The following is a 25,442-nucleotide window of genomic DNA, read 5'->3' as shown; positions in this document are numbered from 1 at the left end:
ATTTCCGCCTCACATCCGGAAGACGCCGAAGCCGCCACGCGCGCCCTCGACGGGCGCGTTGTGGAGGGCCGACAGGCACAGGCCGAGCACGGTGCGGGTGTCGCGGGGGTCGATGACCCCGTCGTCGTACAGCCGCCCGGACAGGAACATCGGCAGGGACTCGGACTCGATCTGCTGCTCGACCATGGCGCGCAGCGCCGCGTCGGCCTCGTCGTCGTACGGCTGTCCCTTGGCCGTCGCCGAGGCGCGGGCCACGATCGAGAGCACGCCGGCGAGCTGCTGCGGGCCCATCACCGCGGACTTGGCGCTGGGCCAGGCGAAGAGGAAGCGCGGGTCGAAGGCGCGGCCGCACATGCCGTAGTGGCCGGCGCCGTACGACGCGCCCATCAGGACCGACAGGTGCGGGACCTTCGAGTTCGAGACGGCGTTGATCATCATCGCGCCGTGCTTGATGATCCCGCCCTGCTCGTACTCCTTGCCGACCATGTAGCCGGTGGTGTTGTGGAGGAAGAGCAGCGGGATGTCGCGCTGGTTGGCCAACTGGATGAACTGGGCGGCCTTCTGGGACTCGGGGGAGAAGAGGACGCCCTGCGCGTTGGCGAGGATGCCCACCGGGTAGCCGTGCAGCCGCGCCCATCCGGTGGCGAGGCTCGTCCCGTAGAGCGGCTTGAACTCGTCGAAGTCGGAGCCGTCGACGATCCGGGCGATGACCTCGCGGGGGTCGAAGGGGGTCTTCAGGTCGCCGGGGACGATGCCGAGGAGTTCCTCCTCGTCGTACTTGGGCGGTTCGGCGGGGCCGGGATCGGCGTGCGCGTGCGCGTGCGCGTGCGCCTGCGTGTGCGCCTTGCGCCAGTTGAGGCGGGCGACGACGCGACGCGCCTGGCGCAGGGCGTCCTCCTCGTCGAGGGCGAAGTAGTCGGCGAGGCCGGAGGTGCGGGCGTGCATCTCGGCTCCGCCGAGGGACTCGTCGTCGCTCTCCTCGCCCGTGGCCATCTTCACGAGCGGCGGGCCGCCGAGGAAGACCTTCGAACGCTCCTTGATCATGATGGTGTGGTCGGACATGCCGGGTACGTACGCCCCGCCCGCCGTGGAGTTGCCGAAGACCACGGCGATGGTCGGGATGCCGGCCGCCGAGAGGCGGGTGATGTCGCGGAAGATCGCCCCGCCGGGGATGAAGATCTCCTTCTGGGAGGGGAGATCGGCGCCGCCGGACTCGACCAGGCTGATGCAGGGCAGGCGGTTGGCGTACGCGATCTCGTTGGCGCGCAGCGCCTTCTTCAGCGTCCACGGGTTGCTGGCGCCGCCGCGCACGGTCGGGTCGTTGGCGGTGATCAGGCACTCGACGCCCTCGACGGTGCCGATGCCGGTGACCATCGAGGCGCCGACCCGGTAGTCGCTGCCCCAGGCGGCGAGCGGCGACAGTTCGAGGAACGGGGTGTCGGGGTCGAGCAGCAGCTCGACCCGCTCGCGGGCGAGCAGCTTGCCGCGTGCGCGGTGCCGGGCGGTGTACTTCTCGCCTCCGCCGGCGAGCGCCTTGGCGTGCTCGGCGGAGAGGTCGGCGAGCCTGGCGAGCATCGCCTCGCGGTGGGAGACGTACTCGGGGCTCTGCGAATCAACGGCCGTGGCGACGACGGTCACAACGCCTCCCCGGTGCTGGTGGCGGTGCACGCGTGCGCGCCCGCGCGGGCGCCGGTGTGTCGCACCCCGGTGCTGGTGCCGGTGCCCGTGCACGTGCGGGTGGCACTGCGGGTGCCGGTGCCGGTGTGCCACCCGCCCGCGCCGATGCCGCTGCCGACGCGGGTGCAGGTGCCGCTGCCGACGCAGGTGCCGGTGCCGGTGTGCCACCCGCCCGCGCCGATGCCGCTGACGGTGCGGGTGCAGGTCCCGCTGCTCGCGCGGGCGCCGGTGTGGCGTACACCGGGGCGGGTGCCTGTGCGGGCGCCGGCGGTGGCGCCGCGGGTGCCGCTCCCGGTGTGCCGCACGCCCGCGCCGGTGGCGCTGACGAGGCACGTTCCGCTGCCGCTGCCGCTGCCGACGCCGGTGCCGGCGGGTCGTACTCCGGTGTCGCCGCCGGGGGCGGTGTGTCGCGCGTGTCCGGGGTTGCCGCCGGGGTCGGCGCCTGGGGGGCGTTCTTGTCGCACGGTGCGTTCCTTCCTGGGCTGTTGTTCATCGCGCGGCGATCGCTTCGGGTGGGCCGCCATTCCGGTCACCGCCCGTCAGCCGGTCCAGGGCCCAACGGGTCACCGCCCGACGGCCGGCCGTCCAGCACGCTTTCCGGGACGTCGATGTGGCGGGAGCGCAGCCACTCCCCCAGGCCCTTCGCCTGTGGGTCGAACCGGTGCTGCGCCGCGACCCCTTCTCCCAGCAGTCCCTCCACGACGAAGTTGAGCGCCCGCAGGTTCGGCAGAACCTCGCGCGTGACCGCCAGGCCCCGCGTCTCCGGCAGCAGTTCGCGCAGCCGGTCGGTGGTCAGCGCGTGGGCGAGCCAGCGCCACGCGTCGTCCGTGCGCGCCCACACGCCGACGTTCGCGCTGCCGCCCTTGTCGCCACTGCGCGCGCCGGCCACCCGCCCCAGCGGCACCCGCCGCACCGGCCCCGGCGGCAGCGGCTCGGGCAACTGCGGCTGCGGGACGGGCTCCAGTACGCGCGTACGGGCCGGAGCCGGTACCGCCTCCCGCCGCCCGTCCGGAAGCACCGCCGTGTGCGCGACCTCCGACGCGTCCACGTACGCCGCCTCGAAAACCCCGTACGGCGCGCCCTTCCCGGGCGGGGCCGTCACATGGAAGCCGGGGTAGCTGCCCAGCGCCAGCTCGACGGCGGCCCCGCTGAGCGCGCGCCCGACCGCGTCCGGGTCGCTGTCGCGTACCACCAGCCGCAGCAACGCGCTCGCCGTCTCCTCCGTGTCCGCGTCGGGCCGGTCGGTGCGGGCGAGCTCCCAGCGGACCTCCGCCGGGCGCCGCTTCGCACGCCCCAGCGCGTCCTCCAGCTGACCGCGGACCAGTGCCGCCTTGGCCTCGATGTCCAGCCCGGTCAGTACGAACACGACCTCGTTGCGCCAGCCGCCGATCCTGGTGACCCCGGTCTTGAGGGTGGGCGGCGGGGCCTCGCCCCGCACTCCGCTGATCCGCACCCGGTCGGGCCCGGCCTGATCCAGCCGTACGGAGTCGAGCCGCGCCGTGACATCGGGCCCGGCGTACCGGGCGCCGCCCGTCTCGTACAGGAGCTGCGCGGTGACCGTTCCGACGTCGACGACGCCGCCCGTCCCGTCGTGCTTGGTGATGACCGACGACCCGTCGGCGTGGATTTCGGCGATCGGGAAGCCGGGACGGCGAACGTCGTGCCCGTGGCCAAGGTCGGCGAAGAACGCGTAGTTGCCGCCCGTCGCCTGGGTCCCGCACTCCAGCACGTGCCCGGCGACGACTGCCCCGGCGAACTGGTCGAAGTCGTCCGCGCCCCAGCCGAAGCGCGCGCTCGCCGGCCCGGTGACCAGGGCGGCGTCCGTCACCCGTCCGGTCACGACCACATCCGCGCCGGCCCGCAGGCACCCGGCGATCCCGGCTCCGCCGAGATACGCGTTGGCCGTCAGCGCACCCTCCGGTACGGGCACGGCGTCGCCCTCCACATGGGCGACGGCCACCGGTACGCCGACCCGGTCGGCAAGCTCCCGTACCGCGTCGGCGAGTCCCGCCGGGTTCAGCCCGCCCGCGTTGGCGACGATCTTCACCCCGCGGTCGTGTGCGAGCCCGAGCCCCTCCTCGAGCTGGCGCAGGAACGTCTTGGCGTAGCCGAGGCGGGGGTCCTTCAGCCGGTCCCGGCCGAGGATGAGCATGGTCAGTTCGGCGAGATAGTCCCCGGTGAGGACGTCGAGGGGGCCGCCGGTGAGCATCTCCCGTACGGCCTCGAAACGGTCGCCGTAGAAGCCGGAGGCGTTCCCGATCCGCAGCACGCCCGCGCGCGCGCCGCCGTCCGTACCGGCCGTCACGCGTCTCCCTTGGGCGGGCGGCCCGTACCCGCCGGCCCGGCGAAGGCCTGCGCGATGTCCAGCCAGTGGTCCGCGTCCAGGCCCTTCGCCCGTACGGCCACGTCGTCGCGGTGCGCCCGCTGGGTCACCAGCAGGCAGAAGTCCAGCGCGGTCCCGGTCACCCGTTGTGCGGCGTCCTGCGGCCCGTACGTCCAGAGGTCCCCACCGGGTCCGGTGAGCTCCACCCGGAACTCCTCGGCGGGCGGGACCTCGCCCCGTACGAAGTACGCGTAGTCACGCGCCCGGACCCCGATGCGCACGACATGCCGGAGCCGGTCGGTGGGTGTGCGGCGCACACCGAGCGCGTCCGCGACATCCTGACCGTGCGCCCAGGTCTCCATCAGCCGCCCGGTCGCCATGGAGGCGGTACTCATCGGCGGCCCGTACCAGGGGAATCGCGCGCCCTCCGGGGCGGCGCGCAGCGCGCGCTGCAGCTCCTCGCGCCCGGTCCGCCAGCGGACCAGCAGCTCGACGGGCGGCAGCACCGCGCCCGCCTCGGCACCCTCGTCGACGAAGGAGTCGGGGTTGGCGAGGGCCTGCTCGACCATGCCCGCGAACCGGTCGGCATCGGTGACGGCGAGCAGCGCGGCCGTGTCCGTCCAGGCGAGGTGGGCGATCTGGTGGGCGATGGTCCAGCCCGCGGCGGGTGTGCCCCGCGCCCAGTCGTCGGAACTCAACTCGCCTACGAGGCGGTCGAGTTCATCCCCTTCGCTGCGCAGATCGTCGAGCACGGCGGACGGATCGGACACGGTGCGCTCCCCTCGGGGTACCACGGCGTGGACCGAAGCGTGGCACCGCCAAGAGAAACAAGCAAGCGTGCTTGCATTATTCGTTGAGGAGAGATTCCGGCGCGAGCTTCCTCGTCTGCGACGTCTGCGACCGGACCGCGCCCATGCTGGCCGCGATGACCAGCGCGATCGCCAACGCGTCGGTCAGCGAGAGGGCTTGGTGCAGCACCAGGAATCCGGCGGTCGCCGCGATCGCCGGTTCCAGGCTCATCATGACGGCGAAGGTGGAGGCCGGAAGCCGGCGCAGCGCGAGCAGTTCCAGCGTGTACGGAAGGACGGACGACAGCACCGCGACCGCGACCCCCAGCGCGAGCGTGCCCGGCACCAGCAGCTTGCCGCCCGCCTCCGCGATACCCAGCGGCAGGCTGAGCACCGCCGCGACCGCCATCGCGAGCGCGAGCCCGTCGGCCTGTGGGAAGCGCCGTCCGGTCCTGGCGCTGAACACGATGTACGCCGCCCACATGGCACCCGCCCCCAGCGCGAACGCCGCACCCACGGGGTCCAGTCCGCCGAAGCCGCCCCAGCCCAGCAGGGCCACACCCGCGAGTGCCAGCCCGGCCCAGAGCAGGTTCACCAGCCGCCGCGACACGATCACCGACAGGACGAGCGGGCCCAGTACCTCCAGGGTGACGGCCGCGCCCAGCGGAATCCGGTCGACGGCCTGGTAGAAGAGGCCGTTCATGCCGGCCATCGCGACGCCGAAGGCGCATACGGTGCCCCAGTCGGACCGCGAGTGCCCGCGCAGCTTGGGCCGGCACAGTACGAGCAGCACCAGCGCGGCGGCGGCGAGCCGCAGCGCCACCACACCGGCCGCCCCGGCGCGGGGCATGAGCAGCACCGCGATGGCCGCGCCGAACTGCACGGACACCCCGGCCGCGACCACCAGCGCGACCGGCCCGAGGCGCGTCGCACGCGAGGCGGCGGGGTGGCCGTCGGTGTCGCCTGTCCCGCCGGTGTCGCCGGTGCCGCCGGTGCCGCCGGGAGCGGGGCGGACGGAGCCGGTGGGAGCGGTGGGGGAGGCGGAAGGGGTGGGCTTGCTCATCTCTCCACAGTAAGGGGTCCGAACGCCCGCTCTCCCTTACAAGGCGTCCAAGCCACAGCCGCCGCCACCCGGCGGCCCACGCCCGCGCGCCGCGCCGAGCCCGTGTGCAGGACCGGCGGGCACGCCATGGACGCCAACGGCGAGCCTCGCGCTCTACGCCGAACTCGACGCGACCGGCGAGCTGCGGCGGCGGGGCTCGCCCTTCCGCCCCACGGCTGGGGCCCCCAGTCCCCACGACTCACCCCCGCCCCAGGCCCAGGCCCTCCGGCGGCCTTTCCGACGGCCCCTCCCCCAAGCCTTCCGCCAGTACCTCCGCCAGGTGCCTGGCTGGGCGGCCCGCCAGCTCGTCCAGTTGTGTGCGGCAGGAGAAGCCGTCCGCCAGGAGCTCCGCTTCCTCGCCCGCGGCCCGTACCGCCGGCAGCAGTTGTTCCTCCGCGCAGGCCACGGACACCTCGTAGTGGCCGCCGCCTCGCTCGAAGCCGAAGTTCCCCGCGAGTCCGCAGCAGCCGCCGCTCAGCTCGCCCGTGAGCCCGGCCTTGCCGCGCAGCCTGCGCTCGGCCGCCTCGCCCAGCACGGCGTGCTGGTGGCAGTGGGTCTGGCCGGCCACCGCCCGGCCGATGACCGGCGGCTGCCACTCGGGCGCGTACTCCTCCAGTACCTGCGCGAAGGTCCGCACCCGGTCCGCCAGCCGCCCCGCGCGCGGGTCATCGGCGAGGAGCTCCGGCAGGTCGGTCCGCAGCGCGGCCGCACAGCTCGGCTCCAGTACGACGACGGGATCGTCCGAGGCCAGGGCCGGCTCCAGCGCATCGAGTGTGCGGCGCATGACCGTACGGGCCAGGTCCAGCTGCCCGGTGGACACGTACGTCAGCCCACAGCAGACCCGCCCCGCCGGCAGCTCCGCACGCAGCCCGGCATCGTCCAGCACCGCCACCGCCGCGCGGCCCACGGCGGGGCTCAGGTAGTTGGTGAACGTGTCCGGCCAGAGCACCACCGGCCGCCCCTCCCCCGCCGTGCCGCGCCGCCCCGCCGCACCGCGCCGCCACCAACGGCTGAACGGCACCCGCGCCAGCTCCGGAATCCGCCGCTCCGGCGCGATCCCGCCCACCCGCTTCGCGAGGGCGGCCAGCGGCCCCACCCGCCCCGCCGCGTTCAGCACACGCGCGAGCCGCAACGCGGAAGCCGCCCGCAGCCACTGCGGCAGCCGGCCCATCGCGTAATGGGCGGCGGGCCGTAGCCGGCCCGCGTAGTGGTGATGCAGGAACTCCGCCTTGTACGTCGCCATGTCCACGCCCACCGGGCAGTCGCTGCGGCACCCCTTGCAGGACAGGCACAGATCCAGCGCGTCCCGCACCTCCGTCGAGCGCCAGCCGTCCGTGACGACCTCGCCCGCGAGCATCTCGTGCAGCAGCCGTGCGCGCCCGCGCGTCGAGTGCTGCTCCTCCCCCGTGGCCCGGAAGGACGGGCACATCACCCCCGCCCCGGCGTCCGTATTACGGCACTTGGCGACGCCGACGCACCGCCGCACCGCCGCCGTGAAGTCGCCGCCGTCCTGCGGATAGCCGAACTCGACGTCCACCTTCCGTTTCGGGAGCACCTCGAAGCGCAGGTTCTCGTCCAGCCGCGCGGGCCGGGCGAGCATCCCCGGATTCATCCCGCCGGCCGGGTCCCACACGTCCTTGAACCGCCCGAAGAGCCGCACCACATCCTCGCCGTACATCTTCGGCAGCAGCTCGGCGCGCGCCTGCCCGTCGCCGTGCTCGCCCGACAGCGACCCGCCGTGCGCCACGACCAGCTCCGCCACCTCCTCCGAGAACCGGCGGAAGCGGCCCACCCCCGCCGCGCTCAGCAGATCGAAGTCGATCCGCACATGGATACAGCCGTCACCGAAGTGCCCGTACGGCGTGCCGCGCAGCCCATGGGCCGCCAGCAGCCCCCGGAACTCCCGCAGATACGCGCCGAGCCGGGCCGGCGGCACGGCGCAGTCCTCCCACCCCGGCCAGGCCTCGCTGCCGTCGGCCATGCGGGTCGCGGTGCCGGCCGCGTCCTCCCGTACGCGCCACAGCACCCGCTGCGCCGCCGTATCCGTGACCACCGTCCCGTCCAACGCATCGGCCGCCCGCACCAGCTCTTCGGCGCGCGCCCGCGCTTCGTCCGCGCTCCGGCCGCCCATCTCGACGAACAGCCAGGCGCCCCCGCGCGGCAGTCCGCCCGGGTCCGGCACCAGGTCCTGGGCCATGCCCTCCACGGTCAGCGGCCCGTACGGCAGCAGCCCTGCGGCCGCGTCCGCCGCCGCGCTCTCGTCGGCGTACCCGAGTACGGCGAGCGCCCGCGCACGCGGCGCTTCCACCAGGCGTACGACTGCCTCGTTCACCACCCCGAGCGTTCCCTCGCTGCCGCAGAACGCGCGGGCCAGGTCCACCCCCCGCTCCGGCAGCAGCGCGTCCAGCGCGTACCCGGAGATCCGGCGCGGCAGCCCGGTGGGAAAGCCGGTCCGCAGCAGCGCCAGATTCTCATCCACCAGCTCCCGCAGTCCTTCGGGCGCTCCTGCCCACCCCTGCCCGAGCCGCAGCGAGGCGCCGCCGTAGGTGACGACGGACAGCTCCCGCACGTTGTCGGCCGTCGTCCCCCAGGCCACGGAATGCGGGCCGCACGAGTTGTTCGCGATCATCCCGCCGAGCGTGCAGCGGCCGTGGGTGGACGGATCGGGCCCGAAGGTCAGCCCGTACGGGCGTACGGCGTCCCGCAGCACATCCAGCACCACCCCGGGCTGGACCACAGCCGTACGGGCGGCCGGATCCACGGACACCACACCCCTCATATGGCGGGTGAAGTCGAGGACGACACCCGTGCCCGTCGCCTGCCCGGCGATGCTGGTCCCGCCGCCGCGCGGCACCACCGGCACCCCGGCCTCCCGGCACACCCGCAGCGCCTGCGCCACATCCTCCGCTTCGCGCGGCGCGACCACGCCGAGCGGCACGCGCCGGTAGTTGGAGGCGTCCATGGTCACCAGGGCCCGCGCGCCGGCCCCGAAGTCCACATCGCCCCGGACGGCCGCCCGCAGGCCGGCCGCCAGGTCCCGTACGTCCGCCGTAGTCAACGCCGTAGTCGCCATGGCCCCAGCCTGCCCACTCCGGCGTCCGGACTGCCAGGCACGCACGACACCGTCGTGACTGCCAGGCGCGCAGGACACCGCCGCCCCGCGTCTCATCCGGTGGACGCCGGGCGGAAGGCCCCCTGGGGACGGACTAGGCTGCGGACGTGGCTGAGATCCAGATTCCCGCTGACATCAAGCCCGCCGACGGCCGTTTCGGCGCGGGCCCCTCCAAGGTGCGTACGGAGGCGCTGGACGCCCTGGCCGCAACCGGCTCCTCCCTCCTCGGCACCTCTCACCGCCAGGCTCCGGTCAAGAACCTGGTCGGCAAGGTACGCGAAGGCGTACGCGACCTCTTCTCCCTCCCCGAGGGCTACGAAGTGATCCTGGGCAACGGCGGCTCCACCGCTTTCTGGGACATCGCGACCCACGGGCTCATCGAGCGGAAGTCGCAGCACCTTGCGTTCGGTGAGTTCTCCTCCAAGTTCGCCAAGGCGGCGAAGCTCGCGCCCTGGCTGTCCGAGCCGACCGTGATCTCCTCCGACCCGGGTACGCACCCGGACCCGCGGGCCGAGGCGGGCGTGGACGTCTACGCGTACACCCACAACGAGACCTCGACGGGCGTCGCCGCCCCGGTCAAGCGGGTGCAGGGCGCCGACGCCGGCTCCCTCGTCCTGGTGGACGCCACCTCGGGCGCCGGCGGCCTGCCGGTCGACATCACCGAGTCGGACGTCTACTACTTCGCCCCGCAGAAGTCCTTCGCGGCGGACGGCGGCCTGTGGCTCGCGGCGTTCTCGCCCGCGGCCCTGGAGCGCGCGGCACGGATCCACGCGTCCGGCCGGCACATCCCGGAGTTCTTCTCGCTGCCGACGGCGATCGACAACTCCCTGAAGAACCAGACGTACAACACCCCGGCGCTGGCCACCCTCTTCCTGCTCAACGAGCAGCTCGAGTGGATCAACAGCCAGGGCGGCCTGGACTGGGCGGTGCGCCGCACGGGTGACTCCTCGTCCCGCCTCTACACCTGGGCGGAGGAGTCGAAGTACGCGACCCCGTTCGTGACGGACCCGGCCAAGCGCTCGCAGGTCATCGGCACGATCGACTTCGCGGACGAGATCGACGCTTCGGCGGTGGCGAAGGTGCTGCGCGCGAACGGGATCGTGGACACGGAGCCGTACCGCAAGCTGGGCCGCAACCAGCTGCGCGTCGCGATGTTCCCGGCGATCGACCCGTCGGACGTACAGGCGCTGACGGCCTGCGTCGACTACGTGATCGAGAAGCTGTAGATACGTAAACGAGTCTGGCCCCCAGCGAGAGACCACGAGAGACCACCCAGGGGCCCGCTTCGTTCGGGCCTCGGGCGCGTGGGCGACGCGAGACGACACCCAGTGGGTATCATCGAGTCATGCTCTATCAGACCCCGGCGCTCACGCCCGAGGATCACGAAGTCCTCGCCGACGTGGACGCGATGCGTGAGGCCCTGCGGCACCAGGTCCAGCGGACCCCCGCCAAGTGGACAGCCGACCTGCGGAAGACGCTGACCGCGCAGGCGATCGCGGGATCGAACACCATCGAGGGTTACACCGTCGACCCTGTCGACGTCGAGGATCTCATCGACGGCGAGCAGGAGGTCGCGGCCTCCGACGAGAACAAGGCGGAGACGCTCGCCTACCAGCACGCCATGACGTATATCCAGTCGATCCACGACGCCAAGGACTTCGTCTACGAGAAGTCGCTGCTCAACGGGCTCCACTGGATGCTCCAGGGCCACCACCATCCCGACCGGCTCGCCGGTCAGTGGAGGCGGCGCGGCGTCTGGATCAATGAACCGGGGGATCCGTCTTCTGCCGCCCACGTCGCGCCCGACGCAGATGTACTCCCTGAGCTGACCGCGGAACTGGTCGCCTGGCTCAACGAAGGGGATCTGGATGCGCATGTTCTGATCCGCGCGGCGATGGCACATCTGAACCTGGTGAAGATCCATCCGTGGTCGGACGGAAACGGCCGCATGTCCCGCTCCCTGCAGACGCTGATGATCGCCCGCGGTGGTGTCCTGGCTCCCGAGTTCTCGTCCATCGAGGCGTGGCTCGGCAAGCCGGGCAACACGTGGGAGTACTACAAGGTCCTCAAGCAGGTCGGCGGACCCGTCTGGTCCCCGGACCGCGATACCGCCGCGTGGATCAGCTTCAACCTGCTCGCCTACCACCAGCAGACCCAGTCGGTGCAGCACCGGATCGACCGCTCCACCCGCTGCTGGGTCGAGTTGGCCGCGTACGCGGAGCGCAGCGGCGTCGACGAACGCCAGGTGACTGCGCTGCATGACGCCGCGCTGGCGGGCCGCGTGCGGAGGGCGCGCTACCAGCGAGCCGAGAATCTGAGCAATCAGCAGGCTGTACGCGACATCCGCTTCCTCGTTGAGGCGGACCTGCTCAAGCCGGTGGGCAACACCAAGGCGCGTTACTACGTACCCGGGCCACGCTTTCCGGAAGAGGTTCTCGAACCGGCCCGCCGGCCGCTGCGCCTGAGGAACCCGTACCCGTACGAGGGGTAGTTGGGCGGGAGGGGGGGCGGACTGGGCCGGGGCCGGATGGTTCGGGAAGGGGGCCGCCCTGGCGGGGGCCTACCGCGTCGGGATACTGAAGACGGTGGCCGGCCGCCGCTGCGGCTCGCCGTCGACGATGATGTCGACGGACTCGTTGTAGAAGGCCACCCGGTCCTTGATGACACTCACGGCCGGCAGCGGGTCGGGGTAGCTCCAGGCGATATCGGGCCGCACGTCACCGCCGCCCGCCCACGACCAGTACTCGGTCGCCACGCCCTTGTACGGGCAGCGCGTCCGCGCATCGGTGGGGGTGAACAGGTCGAGGCGGACGTCCTCGCGCGGGATGTAGTACCGGACCGGCAGATGGGTCTCGAACAGCAGCACGGGTGTGTGCGTGTCCGCCACGACCGTGCCCTGGATCTCGACCTGGACGTGCCGGGTGCTGGGCAGCGCGTCCACCCGCTTGTGCGGATCACGCGGGTGGACGAAAATCTCCTCGTCCTCTTCGTACCAGTGGTCGAGCACGTCCCGCCCGAACCACTCGAAGCAGATGTATCCGGCCAGCTCCTCGCCCGGATAGGTCCATGCCGCCGCAGGGACGGTCTGATCGCCGGCCTCGAGGTCGTAGAAGACCGTCGCTCCCGCGTGACGCCGGGTGGCGCCCCGCTCGGTCTTTCGCAACAGGTCCGTGCGGACGTCGTCGGCGGGAAAGCCGTACAGGGGTACCGGACGGCCCGGCTCCCACACCAGAACCGGCCGACGGCTGTCGACGACCGTGACATCACCCTTCGTCCCGCGCACCCAGCGCTCGCTGAGCTCCCAGATCACGCTGTCGGCCGGATCGGGCCGGCGGCGGAAGACCGGCACCGCTCCCGGACTCGGTGTGGTCATGAGTCTCTCCTCCTCGGGCAATGCCGGTTCGGCTCACGAGAAGTCTACGAGCGACTGCGTCAGGGGGCAGCGCGGCGCTGATCGGTGGTAGGTCGGCGGGTTTCTCCCAGATCGAGACATGCCGGCGGCTCTCGCTCGTGAAAGGTTCCCGCGCCCATCCGTCCCACCGCTCACGCAGCCGCAGCCCGGCGATCTGGGCCATCAGGTCGAGTTCCGCCGGCCACACGTACCGGAACGGGATTGATCTGTACTCAGCGCGACCGTCGCTGACCTCGACGTAGTTCGAACTCATCGCCTGGGTGGCGACGTCGTAGGCGTCAAACGCCCACCGCGTCGGGCTCACGTGGAACGGCACGACGTTCTGCCCAGCAGGGAGTTTTCTCAGTTCGGGGACCATGACCTCGATGACGAAACAGCCTCCGGGTTCGAGGTGGGCCGCGACGTTGCGGAAGCACGCCACCTGCGTCGCCTGCGTCGTCAGATTCATAATCGTGTTGAAGACCAAATACGCGACGGAGAACGGCCCGTCCACCCCCGTCGTCGCGAAGTCGCCGATCGTCACGCCAATCGCCTCGCCGCCCGGCTTGGCACGCAGCCGGGCAACCATCGCCTGTGACAAATCGATGCCGTGGACCGGGACACCGCGGCGTGCCAGCGGCAACGCGATGCGCCCCGTCCCGATGCCGAGCTCAAGGGCCCGGCCACCGCCGGCGAGCCGTGCCAGAACGTCGACCGCCGCGTCTACGACGCTCGGCTCGAACATGTCCGCAGACGACTCGTCGTACGTCGCGGCAACACGGTCTCCGAAGTAGCCGTCCTCGTCGTCCATCGCCAGACCGTACTGCGGAAGACATTTCCAGCGCCCGCCGATTTTCGAGGTGTCCCCTTCACTCGTCGTCCAGGGACTGCCACGTGCTCCTACCCCTTGGCGACCGGCCGGTAGGTGCACACGTGCACGCCGGTGCCGCTGATGACGGTCGAGACCAGCTCGAGCGTGCGCAGCGCACCGTCGTCGGGGAAGATCGTCTTGCCGCCGCCGAGGAGCACCGGCATGACCATGAGCCGGAGCTCGTCGACCAGGCCCTCGCTCAGGAGGGTGCGCACGAGCGTGGGACTCCCCATGACCAACAGGTCGCCGCCGTCGGTCTCGTGCAGCTCCCGGACACGGGCGACGGCCTTGTCGCCGGGAATGCGCGTGGTGTTGTTCCACGTCAGCTCGTCGTCGCGCAGCGTCTGGGACACGACGTACTTCGGGATGGCGTTCATCCGGTCGGCGAACGGGTCGCCGGCTCGCTCGGGCCACGCCCCGGCCATCGCCTTCCACGTGCGGCGCCCGAACAGCAGCGCCTCGGCCTTGCTCAGCGCGTCGTCGAAGGCACCACCCACCACCTCCGGATCGAAGAACGGGTGCGTCCAGCCGCCGTTGGCAAAGCCACCGTCGGTGTCCTCCTCGGGTCCGCCCGGCGCCTGCACGACGCCGTCCAAGCTCATGAACTCACTGATCACGATGCGCATGGGACTCGCTCCTCTTCCTCACGTCGGGTGTACGGCAATAGAGACTGTCGCGCCGCCCCAAAATCATCGCGCCCACTCGATCCCACCGTAGTGATGCAGAGCACATGGCCGTAGGTCTCTCCGACTGCCGCCGCGGGCGTCGAGCAGCGCGCGGCCGACTTGGTGGGCCGGCGCCCGTTGCCATGTCACCCGCGTCCGGATCGCGCAGTCAGTGGGAAGTCGCCCACGAGTTCGGCATCGACCGGCCGTAGCCGGGTCGCGGCGGGCGCCGGCGTCGGCCTCACCTTCGCCGTAGCAGCCGCTTCAGTCCGAGTACGAGCGCCGTGGCGACCCCCAGGGCAATCGCACCGACGGTGAGGTTCTGGCCGTCCCCGTCGGCCGCGGCGCCACCCCCGGCACCCCCGCCACCCCCGGCCGAGGACGAACCGCCGTCCTTCGAGGGCGCCTTGCCACCGTCTGCCCCCGCCGCCGCCCCCGCCCCCTCCACCGCGACCCGCACCACCCGGCTGTTCGCGCCCTCCGAGCCGAACATCAGGGCCGTTCCGTCCGCCGTGTACGAGACGGACTCCGACTGGCCCTGCAACGGGGCGTCCACCCGCTCGCCGCCGTCGAGCGTGCCGTCGCCCTGCCACGCGTACGTACGGGCGCTGAAGTAACTCCGCAGCACGAGCCGCTTTCCGTCCGGGGAGAAGGCCCCGTCGGTCACCCACGGCACGTCCGCGACCCGCCGGAAGGTGTTGGAGCCCGAGGCAGTCAGCTGAGCCGGCCCTTCGTACAGGCCGCCCTTGTCCTCGTTCTTGCTGGCGATGTAGACCCGGCCCGTCTTCGGGTGGACCATCAGCGCTTCGGCGTTACGTGCCCCGTCGGCGTACCGGACGGTGAACTGGGTCGCCCGCACGGTGGCGTCGCCCAACGCCTCCGGCTCCGGGAAACGGTAGATCCACACATGGTCCCAGGACCCGTCGAGGTTGTCCCCTATGTCGCCGACGTACACCTGGCCGTCGGGGCCCACGGAGATCCCCTCGACATCGCGCGGCGTGCCCACGCCCGTCATCGTGATCCTCGCGACCGTCTGACCCGTCTTCGAGTCGACCGCGTAGATGTACGGGCCATCGTCGCTGTCGTTGTGCGTCCAGTAGACGCCGGGATGGGCGCGGCTGGCGGCCAGGCCGCTGGACTCGGTGACCCGCGGATCCTTGATCGTGAAGGAGTCGTCGGCCGCGGCCACCGGACCAGCCGTCACGAGCACGACGGCCGACGCGGCAGCAGCCACGGCAACAGCACCTGACACACCCAGAAGCGAACGCATGCCCCAAGCCTGCCACCCCGCCCGCGTGTTCAGCGTCACAGGGCGGGCCGCACAGACGATCAGCGATGATGACCGGATGCGTTTCATGTTCGTCGGCGATTCCATGACCATCGGACGCGCCGGCGACTACACCTGGCGCTACCGGATGTGGCAGCACCTGTGCGCGTCCTTCGGCGGCCCGTTCGAGATCGTCGGGCCGCGCACGGCGGTGTACGACACCTTCGCCGAGGCACCCGAGGCACCCGACGCACCCGTCTCGCACGACTACGCGGACCCCGGCTTCCCGCCGGACGCCCGCAGACATCTGGCCGGCTGGGGCGAAGGCTGGCAGCACATGGCCCCGGTCATCGGCGAGACGGTGGCAACCCACAGGGCCGACATCCTCCTCGTCTCCCTCGGCCTGATCGACCTCGGCTTCTACACGGACAGCACCGAGACCGCCGCCAACGCCCGCCGTTTCATCACCGCGGCCCGCGAGGCGAACCCGCACATCCGCGCCGTACTCCTGCCGGTGATACCGAACGTACGGGCCGAGTCGGACGCGCCCTTCGCCGCCGAGTGCGACCGCTTCAATGTGCTGCTCGCGAAGGCGGTCGCCGACCTCGACAGCCCCTCCGCGCCCCTGCTGCTGGCGTCGCGACCCGAGGCGTACGACATCCACCGCGACACCTACGACGGCACCCACCCCAACGCCTCCGGCGAACACCGCCTCGCGGGCGCCTTCGCCGACGCGCTGCACCAGGCGTGGGGCGTGGGCGGGCCGTACCGCGCCGCCGCCTCCTAGCTTCGCGCCCCCTGAACAACCCCGAACACCACGGCGTGTCCTGGTTGACCGTGCGTATCGTTGTACTGGCGGCTGCATGCGACTGAGCGGCAGCGGGGAGGAGCGGCACGGTGACCATCGCACTTGACGACGACAGGACCGACATGGCCGACACGAGCGACACGAGCGACGAGCTGACCCTGGACGAGATGTTCGAGGCGCTCGAGCGCATGCCCGTCCCCGAGGGATACAAGGTCGAGATCGTCGAGGGGACCGTATACATGTCGCCGCAAAGGCAAACCCACTGGGAGATCATCCTGGACATCGTCGAGCAGCTGCGAGCCCGGTATCCCCGGAAGCGCATCGCGTCGGACGTCCGCATCGACTTCCCCGGCCATCTCAACGGCTTCGCCGCCGACGTGGCGGCGTTCGCGGAGAACGCCACCAAGACGCCCAAGGGCCTGTGGCGTTACGAGGACGTGGAGTTTGTCGCCGAGGTGATCTCCAGAGGCACCGGTCCCAACGACTACGGGCCGAAGAAGACCGCGTACGCCACAGCCGGGGTCCCCGTCTACCTGATCGCCGACCCGTACGTCGGCAAGTGCCACGTCTACACCCAGCCCAAGGACGGCGACTACAAGAGCGACCTGGCCATTGCCTTCGGCGGCGAGCTCGACCTCACCGGCACGATCGTCGACATCACCCTGAAGACCGACGAATTCCCGCGCGGCTGACCGGGCCGGGCCTGGCGCTCTTGCCTAGAGCGCGCTCCAACAAGTTGGCTGTGTACTCATGAAGTACACGCAGCTCGGACGCACAGGACTCAAGGTCAGCCGGCTCGTCCTCGGGACGATGAACTTCGGGCCGCAGACAGACGAGGCCGCAAGTCACACGATCATGGACGCCGCGCTCGGCGCGGGCATCAACGTCTTCGACACCGCCAACGTCTACGGCTGGGGCGACAACAAGGGCCGCACCGAGGAGATCATCGGCACCTGGTTCGCCCAGGGCGGCGGCCGGCGCGAGAAGACGGTCCTCGCCACCAAGGTCTACGGCTCCATGTCCCGCGAGAGCGAGACCTGGCCCAACTACGACCGCCTCTCTGCGCTGAACATCCGCCGGGCGGTCGAGGCCAGCCTGCGCCGCCTCCAGACCGACTACATCGACGTCTACCAGTTCCACCACATCGACCGCCGGACCCCGTTCGAGGAGATCTGGCAGGCCGTCCACGTACTGATCCAGCAGGGCAAGATCCTCTACGCCGGCTCCTCGAACTTCCCCGGCTACAAGATCGCCCAGGCCAACGAGACCGCCGCCCGGCGCGGCATGGTCGGCCTGGTCAGCGAGCAGTGCCTGTACAACCTCGCCGAGCGGCGCGCCGAGATGGAGGTCATCCCGGCCGCGCAGGAATACGGCCTCGGGGTCATCCCGTGGTCGCCGCTGCACGGCGGGCTGCTGGGCGGTGTGATCAAGAAGGAGAGTGAGGGGTCCCGCCGTACGACCGGCCGCTCGGCGGACGCGCTGGCGAACACCTCGGTGCGCGCGCAGATCCAGTCGTACGAGGACCTGCTCGACAAGCACGGCCTGGCGCCCGGCGAGGTCGCCCTGGCCTGGCTGCTCACGCGTCCCGGAGTGACGGGCCCGATCGTCGGGCCGCGCACGACGGACCAGCTGGCGTCGGCGCTGCGCGCGGCGGAGCTGGAGCTGTCGGACGAGGTGCTGTCGTCGCTGGACGAGATCTTCCCGGGCCCGGGCCCGTCCCCGGAGGCATTCGCCTGGTGACGTGACAGCCGGACACACCGGCGCGGCCGCGGCGGGGGCGTACCGGCAATCAGCAACCGGCAACCGACCCGGCTACCCGACCGCGGCCGCCACGGCGATCACGGCGAACATCAGCACAAGCACACCGGCCATGATCCGGTTCCTGGTCTTCGGGTCCATCCATTGAGCGTAACCTCAGCCGCCCAGCGGCCACGCCTCCACCACCTCGTACCGCGGCTGCTCGCCCCGCATCCCGCTCACCGGCAGGTTGCTGCGTACGAGACTGAGCTCGGCCACCTCCCACGGCGTCCCCTCGAAGGCGCCCAGCGCCTCGGCGAACGGCCGCAGGTCCGCCGTCACCCGGCTGCGCGCGAGGGTCAGGTGGGCGGAGTATTTCCGGTGCTCGCTCATCGGCACCCCGGAGCGGCGCGCCGCCGCGTCCGCGCGCTCCGCCAGCAGTCGGAGCATGTCGAGGTTGCCCGCTGTCCCGGCCCAGAGCACCTTGCCGTCGAAGCGTCCGCCGCCGTGGATGCGCAGCGTGAACGGATCGGTCCGGTGGGCGGCCCGGCCGAGCCGCTCCCGCAGCTCGGGCAGCAGCCGGTCCTCGACCTCGCCCATGAAGGCCAGGGTGCAGTGCCAGTGAGTGGCTCCGCCCCCGGGTCCGCCTCCCCGCCCCGTCCAGCGCAGCCGGTCCGCGCCGGGAAGAGCGTGCAGTGGCGCGACGGCCGCTCCGAGTTCAGCCAGCGCCGCATCCGGCGGCAGTACGGCAGCGAAGAGTCTCATGGCGCGAGTATGCGCGCGAGTGTGCGCGCGCGTCCCGCCGCCCGGCACGGGCGGCGGAACCGTCGGCGCGGTCAGGCCGCCGTCGCCAGCTGCTCCCTCGGTACGAACGCCACGTGCCGGCGCCCGCGGCGCAGGTCGATCCGCAGTCGTAGGCCGCCCACGCGGCAGAGCATCACGCCGACGCCGATCGCGGCCAGCGCGGAGACCGCGCCGCCCGCGGCGAATCCGGTCCGCGCCCCGTACGTGTCCGTGATCCAGCCGACGAGCGGGGCGCCCAGCGGCGTGCCGCCGGTGAAGACCATCATGAACAGGCTCATCACCCGGCCCCGCATCGCGGGATCGGTCGCCATCTGGACGCTGGAGTTGGCCGTGACGTTGACCGTCAGGCCGAACATCCCGATCGGCACCAGCAGCGCCGCGAACAGCCAGAAGGACGGCGCGACGGCCGTCACCATCTCCAGCACGCCGAAGAGCACGGCCGCGCCGACGAGCAGCCGCAGCCGGGAGGTGCCGCGCCGGGCGGCGAGCAGGGCTCCGGCCAGGGAGCCGGCCGCCATCAGGGTGTTGAGCAGGCCGTATGTGCCGGCGTCGCCGTGGAAGACGTCGTCGACGAACGCGGACAGCCAGATCGGGAAGTTGAAGCCGAAGGTGCCGACGAAGCCGACCAGGACGATCGGCCAGATCAGTTCGGGACGGCCGGCGACATAGCGCAGCCCTTCCCGCAGCTGGCCCTTGCCGCGCGGCGCGCGCTCCACCTTGTGCAGCTCGGACGTACGCATCATCAGCAGGCCCGCGAGGGGCGCGAGGAAGGAGAGTCCGTTGAGCAGGAAGGCGTAGCCGCTGCCGACGGCCGTGATGAGCACACCGGCGACGGCGGGCCCGACCAGCCGGGCGGACTGGAAGTTGGCCGAATTGAGGCTGACCGCGTTGGCGAGCTGGGCCGGTCCGACCATCTCGGAGACGAAGGACTGGCGGGCCGGGTTGTCGACGACCGTGACCAGGCCGAGGACGAAGGCGGTGAGATAGACGTGCCAGACCTGGACGTGTCCACTGAGGGTGAGGACGGCCAGCGCGAGGCCGGTCAGGCCCATCGCGGACTGGGTGGCCAGCAGCAGCCGCCGCTTGGGCAGGCGGTCGGCGAGGACTCCGCCGTACAGCCCGAAGAGCAGCATCGGCAGGAACTGCAGCGCGATGGTGATACCGACGGCGGACGCGGATCCGGTCAGGCTCAGCACGAGCCAGTCCTGCGCGATGCGCTGCATCCAGGTGCCGGTGTTGGAGACGACCTGGCCGGTGGCGAAGAGCCGGTAGTTACGGATCTTCAGCGAGCTGAACATGGTGGTAGGGGCGGGTGCGGGTGCGGAGTCTGCTCCGTGTCCCGTACGCAAGAGCGTTCGCCTCCTTGCAGGCGTTCGGTGATGGAGTGATCAGGGGATCAGAAGATCACGTGATCGGACGATCGGGCGATCAGGTTGATTACAGGTGTGCGAGCTTCTCCAGCACGGGGGCGGCCGCGCGCAGCTTGGCCCATTCCTCGTCATCGAGCTCGGCCGCGAGCCCCGCCAGCCAGGCGTTGCGCTTGCGGCGGCTCTGTTCGAGCATCGCCTCGGCCGTCTCGGTCTGGGTGACCACCTTCTGCCGGCGGTCGTCGGGGTGCGGCTCCAGCCGGACCAGCCCCTTGGCCTCGAGCAGCGCCACGATGCGGGTCATCGACGGCGGCTGGACATGCTCCTTGCGGGCCAGCTCACCGGGGGTGGCCGAGCCGCAGCGAGCGAGGGTGCCGAGCACCGACATCTCGGTCGGGCTCAGCGATTCGTCGACGCGCTGGTGCTTGAGGCGGCGCCCCAGCCGCATGACGGCGGAGCGCAGGGAGTTCACGGCGGCAGCGTCGTCGCCATGGGAGAGGTCACGCATGTTCCTTAGCGTAACTCATTACCCATGCTAAATACCACCACTCAAACCGTGATGCGGCACGTGTCACCCGTATGAGTGAGACGGCGCCGGAAAGTGACGCACCGGCCGCGTCGCTCCCCCGACCCTGTGGGCATGGGGACAGACGTGCTCAGCCTGCGGATAGACGGTGACCTGCTCGACCGCCTCCGGCAGCATGCCGCGAAACGCGGAATGAGCGTCCAGGACTATGTGCTCCGGACGCTCATTCGCGATGACTTCGACGAACGTTTCAAGACGGCCGTCGACGAGACGGAGAAGTTCTACGGGCGCACCTGATGGCTTGCGCGAGGCATGCCCGAGGCTTGCGCGAGGCATGCGCGAAACCTACGTGAGGCCGAGCGCAGGCATCGCGTAGAAGAAGACGAACACCGCCGACACCGCGTACATCGCCGTCGGCACCTCGCGCCCGCGCCCCGCCGCGAGCCTCAGCACGCAGAAGCTGATGAAGCCGATGCCGATGCCGTTGGTGATCGAGTACGTGAACGGCATCATCACCATCGCCAGGAAGGCCGGCACGGCGATCGTGAAGTCGCTCCAGTCGATGTCACGGACCGAACCGGCCAGGATCAGGAAGCCCACGGCCAGCAGGGCGGGGGTCGCCGCCTGGGACGGGACCATCGTGGCCAGCGGCGTGAGGAACAGCGCCGCCGCGAAGAGACCGCCCGTCACGACGCTTGAGAGACCCGTACGGGCCCCTTCGCCCACGCCCGCCGTGGACTCCACGAAGCAGGTGTTGGCGGAGGACGAGGTGGCGCCACCGGCCGCGACCGCGATGCCGTCCACGATCAGGACCTTGTTGATGCCGGGGAAGCTGCCGTCCTTGCGCATCAGCTTGGCCTCGTCGCCGACGCCGAGGATCGTGCCCATCGCGTCGAAGAAGCAGGACAGCAGCACGGTGAAGACGAACAGCGCGCCGGTCAGATAGCCGACCTTCGCGAAGCCGCCGAACAGGCTGACCTCACCGACCAGCCCGAAGTCGGGGGCGGCGACCGGGTTGCCCGGCCACTCCGGCACGGTCAGGCCCCAGGCCTCGCCCGGCAGACCGGCCACCAGCTGGATCAGGACGGCGACCAGTGTCATCACGACGATGGAGATCAGGATCGCGCCCGGCCCCTTGCGGATGATCAGCGCCAGAGTCAGCAGCGCGCCGAGGACGAAGACCAGCACCGGCCAGCCGCCCAGATGCCCGGACGCGCCGAGTTGCAGCGGCACGGTGGTGTGGGCGGCGTCCGGGATACGGGAGACGAAGCCGGAGTCCACCAGGCCGATCAGCATGATGAAGAGGCCGATACCGATGGCGATGCCCTTGCGCAGCCCGAGCGGTACCGCGTTCATCACGCGCTCCCGCAGACCGGTGGCGACCAGCAGGATCACCACGAATCCGGCGAGGACCACCATGCCCATGGCATCCGCCCAGCTCATCCGGGGCGCGAGTTGCAGAGCGACGACCGTGTTCACACCGAGGCCCGCAGCCAGGGCGATCGGCACATTGCCGATGACGCCCATCAGGAGGGTGGAGAAGGCCGCGGTGAGCACGGTGGCGGTGACCAGCTGGTCGCCGTCGAGCTGGTGGCCGTACATGTCCTTCGCGCTGCCGAGGATGATCGGGTTCAGCACGATGATGTAGGCCATCGCGAAGAAGGTGGCGAAACCGCCGCGGACCTCACGGGCGATGGTGGAGCCGCGCTCGGAGATCTTGAAGAAGCGGTCGAGGCCGCCGGGACCGTCGGGCCGCTGCGGCTGCTGGACGTCCACAGGAGCGGTGGCCGTGGGGGTCATGCGAAACCTCGTCGGTATTTCTTGGGTGTTCATACGAACAAAACCGGTCGGACGCAAACCGTTTCAGTATGAACATATAAAGGGGAAGATCGGTATCTCCGCGCGTAGACCGGCGGCTGAAGGCCCACGGAGGGCCCACGGAAGGACCACGGAAGGACCACGGAGAGCCGGCAGGCCCGCCGCCTACACTGTCCGCATGGCGAAGTGGACCCCCAAGCACGAGGCGCCGGAGCCCCTGGAAGGGCCCGTCGTCGGCACGATCACCGGCGGCACGATCCTCTGGTTCGTCCTCTTCGTCGTCCAGCTCCCCTTCTACGGCTGGTTCGAGGACCGCGATCTGCTGTGGTGGGTGTGGACCTGCGCGGCCGGCGGCGGTCTTGGCCTGATCGGCATCTGGTACGTCCGCAAGCGCGACGCCGCGATCAAGCGCGCAAAGGCGACGGAAGCCGCCAACTCGGCCTAGACCTCGGCCAGACCTCCTGTCGCACTCGGCGGGTGAAGCACGGCCTCCCGCCGTACCGTCGAAGTCATGACGCAGCGGGCGAAGATCGACACGGACGGACCGGAGCCTGGCGGATCCAAGTCGGGCGGCCCGCAGTCGGGCGGCCCGGCCATCGACGCCGGATCCGAGCTGGACCCGGTGCATCCCGTCCGGCTACCGGTACGGCACCGGCCCGCCGGGCTCACCGCCGCGGAGGTCGCCGAACGAGTCGCCCGCGGCGAGGTCAACGACGTCCCCGTCCGCTCCTCCCGCTCCACGGCCGACATCATCCGCGGCAACGTCTTCACCCGCTTCAACGCGATCATCGGCGTCCTCTGGGTAATCATGCTGATCGTCGCGCCGATCCAGGACAGCCTCTTCGGCTTCGTCATCATCGCCAACACGGGCATCGGCATCATCCAGGAGCTGCGCGCCAAGAAGACCCTGGACAGTCTCGCCCTCATCGGCGAGGCCAGACCCACCGTCCGCCGCGACGGGGTGGCCGCCGAGGTCTCCACCTCCGAGATCGTGCTCGGTGACCTCGTCGAACTCGGGCCCGGTGACAAGGTCGTCGTGGACGGCGAGATCGCCGAGGCCGACGGCCTGGAGATCGACGAGTCACTCCTCACCGGCGAGGCCGACCCGGTGCTGAAACAACGCGGCGACCAGGTCATGTCGGGCAGTTTCGTCGTGGCGGGGGGCGGCGGGTTCACCGCCACCAAGGTCGGCCGCGAGGCGTACGCCGCCCAGCTGGCCGAGGAGGCGTCCCGCTTCACGCTCGTCAGCTCCGAGCTGCGCAGCGGTATCAGCACCATCCTCAAGTACGTGACGTGGATGATGGTCCCGACCGCGATCGGCCTGATCATCAGCCAGCTCGTGGTGAAGGACACCCACTTCAAGGAGTCCGTCGCGCGGACCGTCGGCGGCATCGTCCCGATGATCCCCGAGGGCCTGGTCCTCCTCACCTCGGTCGCCTTCGCGATCGGCGTCATCCGGCTGGGCCGCAAGCAGTGCCTCGTGCAGGAGCTGCCCGCGATCGAGGGCCTGGCCCGGGTGGACGTGGTCTGCCTGGACAAGACCGGCACGCTCACCGAGGGCGGTATGGACGTCACCGAGCTGCGGGTGCTCACACTCACGGCCGAAGGCCGGGACCAGGCCACGGACCAGGCCACCGACCAGCATCAGCAGGCCACGGACGCGGCCACGGAGCCGGCCACGGACCAGGCCAGAGCGGCCGCCCCCGCCGCACAGCGCAATGGCTCGGACGAGTCATACGTACGTCAGGTGCTGGGCGCCCTCGGCGAGTCCGACCCGCGCCCCAACGCCAGCCTCCAGGCGATCATCGACGCCTACCCCGACAGCGAGACCTGGCGGTGCACCGAGTCGCTGCCCTTCTCCTCCGCCCGCAAGTACAGCGGCGCCAGCTTCAGCGAGGGCAACGGCGAGAATTCCACCTGGCTGCTCGGCGCCCCCGACGTACTCCTGCCGGCGGACGACCCCACCCTCACCGAGATCGACCACCTCAACGAGCAGGGCCTGCGCGTACTGCTCCTCGCCCGCACCGTCCGTGAACTCGACGATCCGCAGGTCGTGACCGGCGCGCGGGCCACCGCCCTGGTCGTCCTCGAACAGCGGCTGCGGCCCGACGCGGCCGACACCCTGCGCTACTTCGACGAGCAGAACGTCCACGCCAAGGTCATCTCCGGCGACAACGCGGTGTCAGTCAGCGCGGTGGCCGGAAAACTCGGTCTGCCCGGCGCCGCAAACACGGTCGACGCCCGCCACCTCCCCTCCGAGCAGGCCGACATGGCCCAGGCCCTCGCCACCAACGCCGTCTTCGGCCGGGTCACCCCGCAGCAGAAACGGGACATGGTCGGCGCGCTTCAGTCACACGGCCACACGGTCGCGATGACCGGCGACGGCGTCAACGACGTCCTCGCGCTCAAGGACGCCGACATCGGCGTCTCGATGGGCTCCGGCTCGGAGGCGACGAAGGCCGTCGCCCAGATCGTCCTGCTCAACAACAGCTTCGCGACGCTGCCTTCGGTCGTCGCGGAGGGCCGCCGGGTCATCGGCAACATCACCCGGGTGGCCACCCTCTTCCTGACGAAGACGGTCTACTCCGTCCTCCTCGCCATCCTGGTGGTCTGCTCCCAGGTGGAGTACCCCTTCCTCCCCCGCCACCTCACCCTGCTCTCCACCCTCACCATCGGCGTGCCGGCCTTCTTCCTCGCGCTGGCCCCCAACAAGGAGCGCGCCAAGCCCAACTTCGTACGCCGGGTCATGCGGTACGCCATCCCGGCCGGCACCATCGCGGCGACGGCCACCTTCGGCACGTATCTGCTGTCCCGCTCCCACTACAGCGGTCCGGGCGCGCTCGACGCCGAGACCAGCGCCGCCACCCTCACGCTGTTCCTGGTCTCCATGTGGGTCCTGGCGATCATCGCCCGCCCGTACACCTGGTGGCGGATCTGCCTGGTCGCGACGATGGGTGCGGGCTTCCTGATCGTGCTGATCGTGCCCTGGCTGCAGGACTTCTTCGCCCTGAAGCTGGTGGGCACGACCATGCCCTGGGCAGCGGTGGCCATCGCGGCGGCCGCAGCGGCGGTCCTGGAGCTGGCCTGGCGCCTGGTGGACCGCCGCTTCCCCGCCTAGGGTCTGTTGCGAAAGTGCTGGTCGCAGAAGTGCGTTGTCGGTCGTGTTGTGCTTGCATACCCCGGTGA

General features: G+C 71.0%; 22 protein-coding genes and 1 pseudogene. 9 read left to right on the top strand and 14 right to left on the bottom strand.

What is annotated here, in order from left to right; all coding sequences use genetic code 11:
* Positions 1 to 9 precede the first annotated feature (9 nt).
* The 6 genes from NLX86_RS28425 to NLX86_RS28400 all read right to left on the bottom strand — a co-directional run bounded on the left by NLX86_RS28425 (position 10) and on the right by NLX86_RS28400 (position 8,963).
* Positions 10 to 1,638 (bottom strand): carboxyl transferase domain-containing protein, encoded by a 1,629-nt coding sequence (locus NLX86_RS28425; RefSeq protein WP_254374667.1) that lies wholly within the window; start codon positions 1,636 to 1,638, stop codon positions 10 to 12.
* A complete protein-coding gene (locus tag NLX86_RS28420) occupies positions 1,635 to 2,141 on the bottom strand; it encodes a hypothetical protein (protein ID WP_254374666.1) in 507 nt (168 codons plus the stop codon). Before NLX86_RS28420 ends, NLX86_RS28425 begins: the two co-directional genes overlap by 4 nt.
* Before the next feature lie 65 nt (positions 2,142 to 2,206).
* Positions 2,207 to 3,982 (bottom strand): acyclic terpene utilization AtuA family protein, encoded by a 1,776-nt coding sequence (locus tag NLX86_RS28415; protein ID WP_254374665.1) that lies wholly within the window; start codon positions 3,980 to 3,982, stop codon positions 2,207 to 2,209.
* Positions 3,979 to 4,770, bottom strand: coding sequence for a TIGR03084 family metal-binding protein (locus NLX86_RS28410; protein ID WP_254374664.1), 792 nt, complete (start codon positions 4,768 to 4,770; stop codon positions 3,979 to 3,981). The genes NLX86_RS28415 and NLX86_RS28410 overlap by 4 nt, the downstream gene beginning before the upstream one ends.
* A gap of 76 nt (positions 4,771 to 4,846) precedes the next feature.
* Positions 4,847 to 5,851, bottom strand: coding sequence for a DMT family transporter (locus tag NLX86_RS28405; RefSeq protein ID WP_254374663.1), 1,005 nt, complete (start codon positions 5,849 to 5,851; stop codon positions 4,847 to 4,849).
* 238 nt (positions 5,852 to 6,089) lie between these two features.
* Positions 6,090 to 8,963, bottom strand: a complete 2,874-nt coding sequence (locus NLX86_RS28400; protein WP_254374662.1) for an FAD-binding and (Fe-S)-binding domain-containing protein — start codon at positions 8,961 to 8,963, stop codon at positions 6,090 to 6,092.
* A 146-nt stretch (positions 8,964 to 9,109) separates the two neighbouring features.
* Between NLX86_RS28400 and serC the strand changes: the two genes are divergently transcribed.
* Together serC and NLX86_RS28390 are read left to right on the top strand one after the other, a co-directional pair.
* Positions 9,110 to 10,228 (top strand): phosphoserine transaminase, encoded by a 1,119-nt coding sequence (gene serC / locus NLX86_RS28395; RefSeq protein ID WP_254374661.1) that lies wholly within the window; start codon positions 9,110 to 9,112, stop codon positions 10,226 to 10,228.
* A gap of 119 nt (positions 10,229 to 10,347) precedes the next feature.
* Positions 10,348 to 11,493: a Fic family protein gene (locus tag NLX86_RS28390; RefSeq protein WP_254374660.1), complete on the top strand. Its 1,146-nt coding sequence runs from the start codon at positions 10,348 to 10,350 to the stop codon at positions 11,491 to 11,493.
* A gap of 69 nt (positions 11,494 to 11,562) precedes the next feature.
* Here the strand turns inward: NLX86_RS28390 and NLX86_RS28385 are convergent, their stop codons facing one another.
* From NLX86_RS28385 to NLX86_RS28370, 4 genes and pseudogenes are all read right to left on the bottom strand, one after another.
* A complete protein-coding gene (locus tag NLX86_RS28385) occupies positions 11,563 to 12,375 on the bottom strand; it encodes a DUF427 domain-containing protein (protein WP_254374659.1) in 813 nt (270 codons plus the stop codon).
* 94 nt (positions 12,376 to 12,469) lie between these two features.
* Positions 12,470 to 13,204, bottom strand: a pseudogene (locus NLX86_RS28380) (class I SAM-dependent methyltransferase); the annotation flags it as partial.
* 89 nt (positions 13,205 to 13,293) lie between these two features.
* Complete coding sequence (locus tag NLX86_RS28375; RefSeq protein ID WP_254374658.1) at positions 13,294 to 13,890, bottom strand: dihydrofolate reductase family protein; 597 nt, start codon at positions 13,888 to 13,890, stop codon at positions 13,294 to 13,296.
* Positions 13,891 to 14,170: 280 nt separating this feature from the next.
* Positions 14,171 to 15,199, bottom strand: a complete 1,029-nt coding sequence (locus NLX86_RS28370) for a WD40 repeat domain-containing protein (RefSeq protein WP_254374657.1) — start codon at positions 15,197 to 15,199, stop codon at positions 14,171 to 14,173.
* 76 nt (positions 15,200 to 15,275) lie between these two features.
* On the opposite strand from NLX86_RS28370, the gene NLX86_RS28365 reads away from it, so the two are divergent.
* From NLX86_RS28365 to NLX86_RS28350, 4 genes are all read left to right on the top strand, one after another.
* Positions 15,276 to 15,983, top strand: coding sequence for a GDSL-type esterase/lipase family protein (locus NLX86_RS28365; protein ID WP_254374656.1), 708 nt, complete (start codon positions 15,276 to 15,278; stop codon positions 15,981 to 15,983).
* Positions 15,984 to 16,126: 143 nt separating this feature from the next.
* Positions 16,127 to 16,696 carry a Uma2 family endonuclease gene (locus NLX86_RS28360; RefSeq protein ID WP_254374715.1) on the top strand — a complete coding sequence of 190 codons (570 nt, stop codon included), beginning with the start codon at positions 16,127 to 16,129 and terminating at the stop codon, positions 16,694 to 16,696.
* Between the two features lie 58 nt (positions 16,697 to 16,754).
* Positions 16,755 to 17,744: an aldo/keto reductase gene (locus NLX86_RS28355; protein ID WP_254374655.1), complete on the top strand. Its 990-nt coding sequence runs from the start codon at positions 16,755 to 16,757 to the stop codon at positions 17,742 to 17,744.
* A 1-nt stretch (position 17,745) separates the two neighbouring features.
* Complete coding sequence (locus tag NLX86_RS28350) at positions 17,746 to 17,910, top strand: hypothetical protein (RefSeq protein ID WP_254374654.1); 165 nt, start codon at positions 17,746 to 17,748, stop codon at positions 17,908 to 17,910.
* An 8-nt stretch (positions 17,911 to 17,918) separates the two neighbouring features.
* On the opposite strand, the gene thpR is transcribed toward NLX86_RS28350, so the two are convergent.
* From thpR to NLX86_RS28335, 3 genes are all read right to left on the bottom strand, one after another.
* Positions 17,919 to 18,506: an RNA 2',3'-cyclic phosphodiesterase gene (thpR, locus tag NLX86_RS28345; protein WP_254374653.1), complete on the bottom strand. Its 588-nt coding sequence runs from the start codon at positions 18,504 to 18,506 to the stop codon at positions 17,919 to 17,921.
* Positions 18,507 to 18,577: 71 nt separating this feature from the next.
* Positions 18,578 to 19,894 carry an MFS transporter gene (locus NLX86_RS28340; RefSeq protein ID WP_254374652.1) on the bottom strand — a complete coding sequence of 439 codons (1,317 nt, stop codon included), beginning with the start codon at positions 19,892 to 19,894 and terminating at the stop codon, positions 18,578 to 18,580.
* 88 nt (positions 19,895 to 19,982) lie between these two features.
* On the bottom strand, positions 19,983 to 20,420 hold the full coding sequence (locus NLX86_RS28335) for a MarR family winged helix-turn-helix transcriptional regulator (protein WP_254374651.1): 438 nt from the start codon (positions 20,418 to 20,420) through the stop codon (positions 19,983 to 19,985).
* Positions 20,421 to 20,552: 132 nt separating this feature from the next.
* On the opposite strand from NLX86_RS28335, the gene NLX86_RS28330 reads away from it, so the two are divergent.
* Complete coding sequence (locus tag NLX86_RS28330; protein WP_254374650.1) at positions 20,553 to 20,735, top strand: BrnA antitoxin family protein; 183 nt, start codon at positions 20,553 to 20,555, stop codon at positions 20,733 to 20,735.
* A 48-nt stretch (positions 20,736 to 20,783) separates the two neighbouring features.
* On the opposite strand, the gene NLX86_RS28325 is transcribed toward NLX86_RS28330, so the two are convergent.
* Positions 20,784 to 22,238, bottom strand: coding sequence for an NCS2 family permease (locus NLX86_RS28325; RefSeq protein ID WP_254374649.1), 1,455 nt, complete (start codon positions 22,236 to 22,238; stop codon positions 20,784 to 20,786).
* A gap of 196 nt (positions 22,239 to 22,434) precedes the next feature.
* On the opposite strand from NLX86_RS28325, the gene NLX86_RS28320 reads away from it, so the two are divergent.
* Both NLX86_RS28320 and NLX86_RS28315 read left to right on the top strand, forming a co-directional pair.
* Positions 22,435 to 22,701, top strand: a complete 267-nt coding sequence (locus NLX86_RS28320) for a DUF2530 domain-containing protein (RefSeq protein WP_254374648.1) — start codon at positions 22,435 to 22,437, stop codon at positions 22,699 to 22,701.
* Between the two features lie 66 nt (positions 22,702 to 22,767).
* Positions 22,768 to 25,374: an HAD-IC family P-type ATPase gene (locus NLX86_RS28315; protein WP_254374647.1), complete on the top strand. Its 2,607-nt coding sequence runs from the start codon at positions 22,768 to 22,770 to the stop codon at positions 25,372 to 25,374.
* Positions 25,375 to 25,442: the final 68 nt, after the last annotated feature.

Source organism: Streptomyces sp. A3M-1-3 (assembly GCF_024213665.1).
Taxonomy (GTDB): domain Bacteria; phylum Actinomycetota; class Actinomycetes; order Streptomycetales; family Streptomycetaceae; genus Streptomyces.
This window is presented reverse-complemented; position numbering and strand designations above follow the sequence as displayed.

Bases quoted from the DNA above. Each gene is read 5' to 3' on its own strand.
- NLX86_RS28370 (WP_254374657.1), bottom strand. From the start codon at position 15,199: ATGCGTTCGCTTCTGGGTGTGTCAGGTGCTGTTGCCGTGGCTGCTGCC.
- NLX86_RS28320 (WP_254374648.1), top strand. From the start codon at position 22,435: ATGGCGAAGTGGACCCCCAAGCACGAGGCGCCGGAGCCCCTGGAAGGG.
- NLX86_RS28365 (WP_254374656.1), top strand. From the start codon at position 15,276: ATGCGTTTCATGTTCGTCGGCGATTCCATGACCATCGGACGCGCCGGC.
- NLX86_RS28355 (WP_254374655.1), top strand. From the start codon at position 16,755: ATGAAGTACACGCAGCTCGGACGCACAGGACTCAAGGTCAGCCGGCTC.
- NLX86_RS28360 (WP_254374715.1), top strand. From the start codon at position 16,127: ATGGCCGACACGAGCGACACGAGCGACGAGCTGACCCTGGACGAGATG.
- NLX86_RS28335 (WP_254374651.1), bottom strand. From the start codon at position 20,420: ATGCGTGACCTCTCCCATGGCGACGACGCTGCCGCCGTGAACTCCCTG.
- NLX86_RS28400 (WP_254374662.1), bottom strand. From the start codon at position 8,963: ATGGCGACTACGGCGTTGACTACGGCGGACGTACGGGACCTGGCGGCC.
- NLX86_RS28390 (WP_254374660.1), top strand. From the start codon at position 10,348: ATGCTCTATCAGACCCCGGCGCTCACGCCCGAGGATCACGAAGTCCTC.
- NLX86_RS28385 (WP_254374659.1), bottom strand. From the start codon at position 12,375: ATGACCACACCGAGTCCGGGAGCGGTGCCGGTCTTCCGCCGCCGGCCC.
- thpR (WP_254374653.1), bottom strand. From the start codon at position 18,506: ATGAGACTCTTCGCTGCCGTACTGCCGCCGGATGCGGCGCTGGCTGAA.
- NLX86_RS28375 (WP_254374658.1), bottom strand. From the start codon at position 13,890: ATGCGCATCGTGATCAGTGAGTTCATGAGCTTGGACGGCGTCGTGCAG.
- NLX86_RS28315 (WP_254374647.1), top strand. From the start codon at position 22,768: ATGACGCAGCGGGCGAAGATCGACACGGACGGACCGGAGCCTGGCGGA.
- NLX86_RS28325 (WP_254374649.1), bottom strand. From the start codon at position 22,238: ATGACCCCCACGGCCACCGCTCCTGTGGACGTCCAGCAGCCGCAGCGG.
- NLX86_RS28405 (WP_254374663.1), bottom strand. From the start codon at position 5,851: ATGAGCAAGCCCACCCCTTCCGCCTCCCCCACCGCTCCCACCGGCTCC.
- NLX86_RS28330 (WP_254374650.1), top strand. From the start codon at position 20,553: ATGGGGACAGACGTGCTCAGCCTGCGGATAGACGGTGACCTGCTCGAC.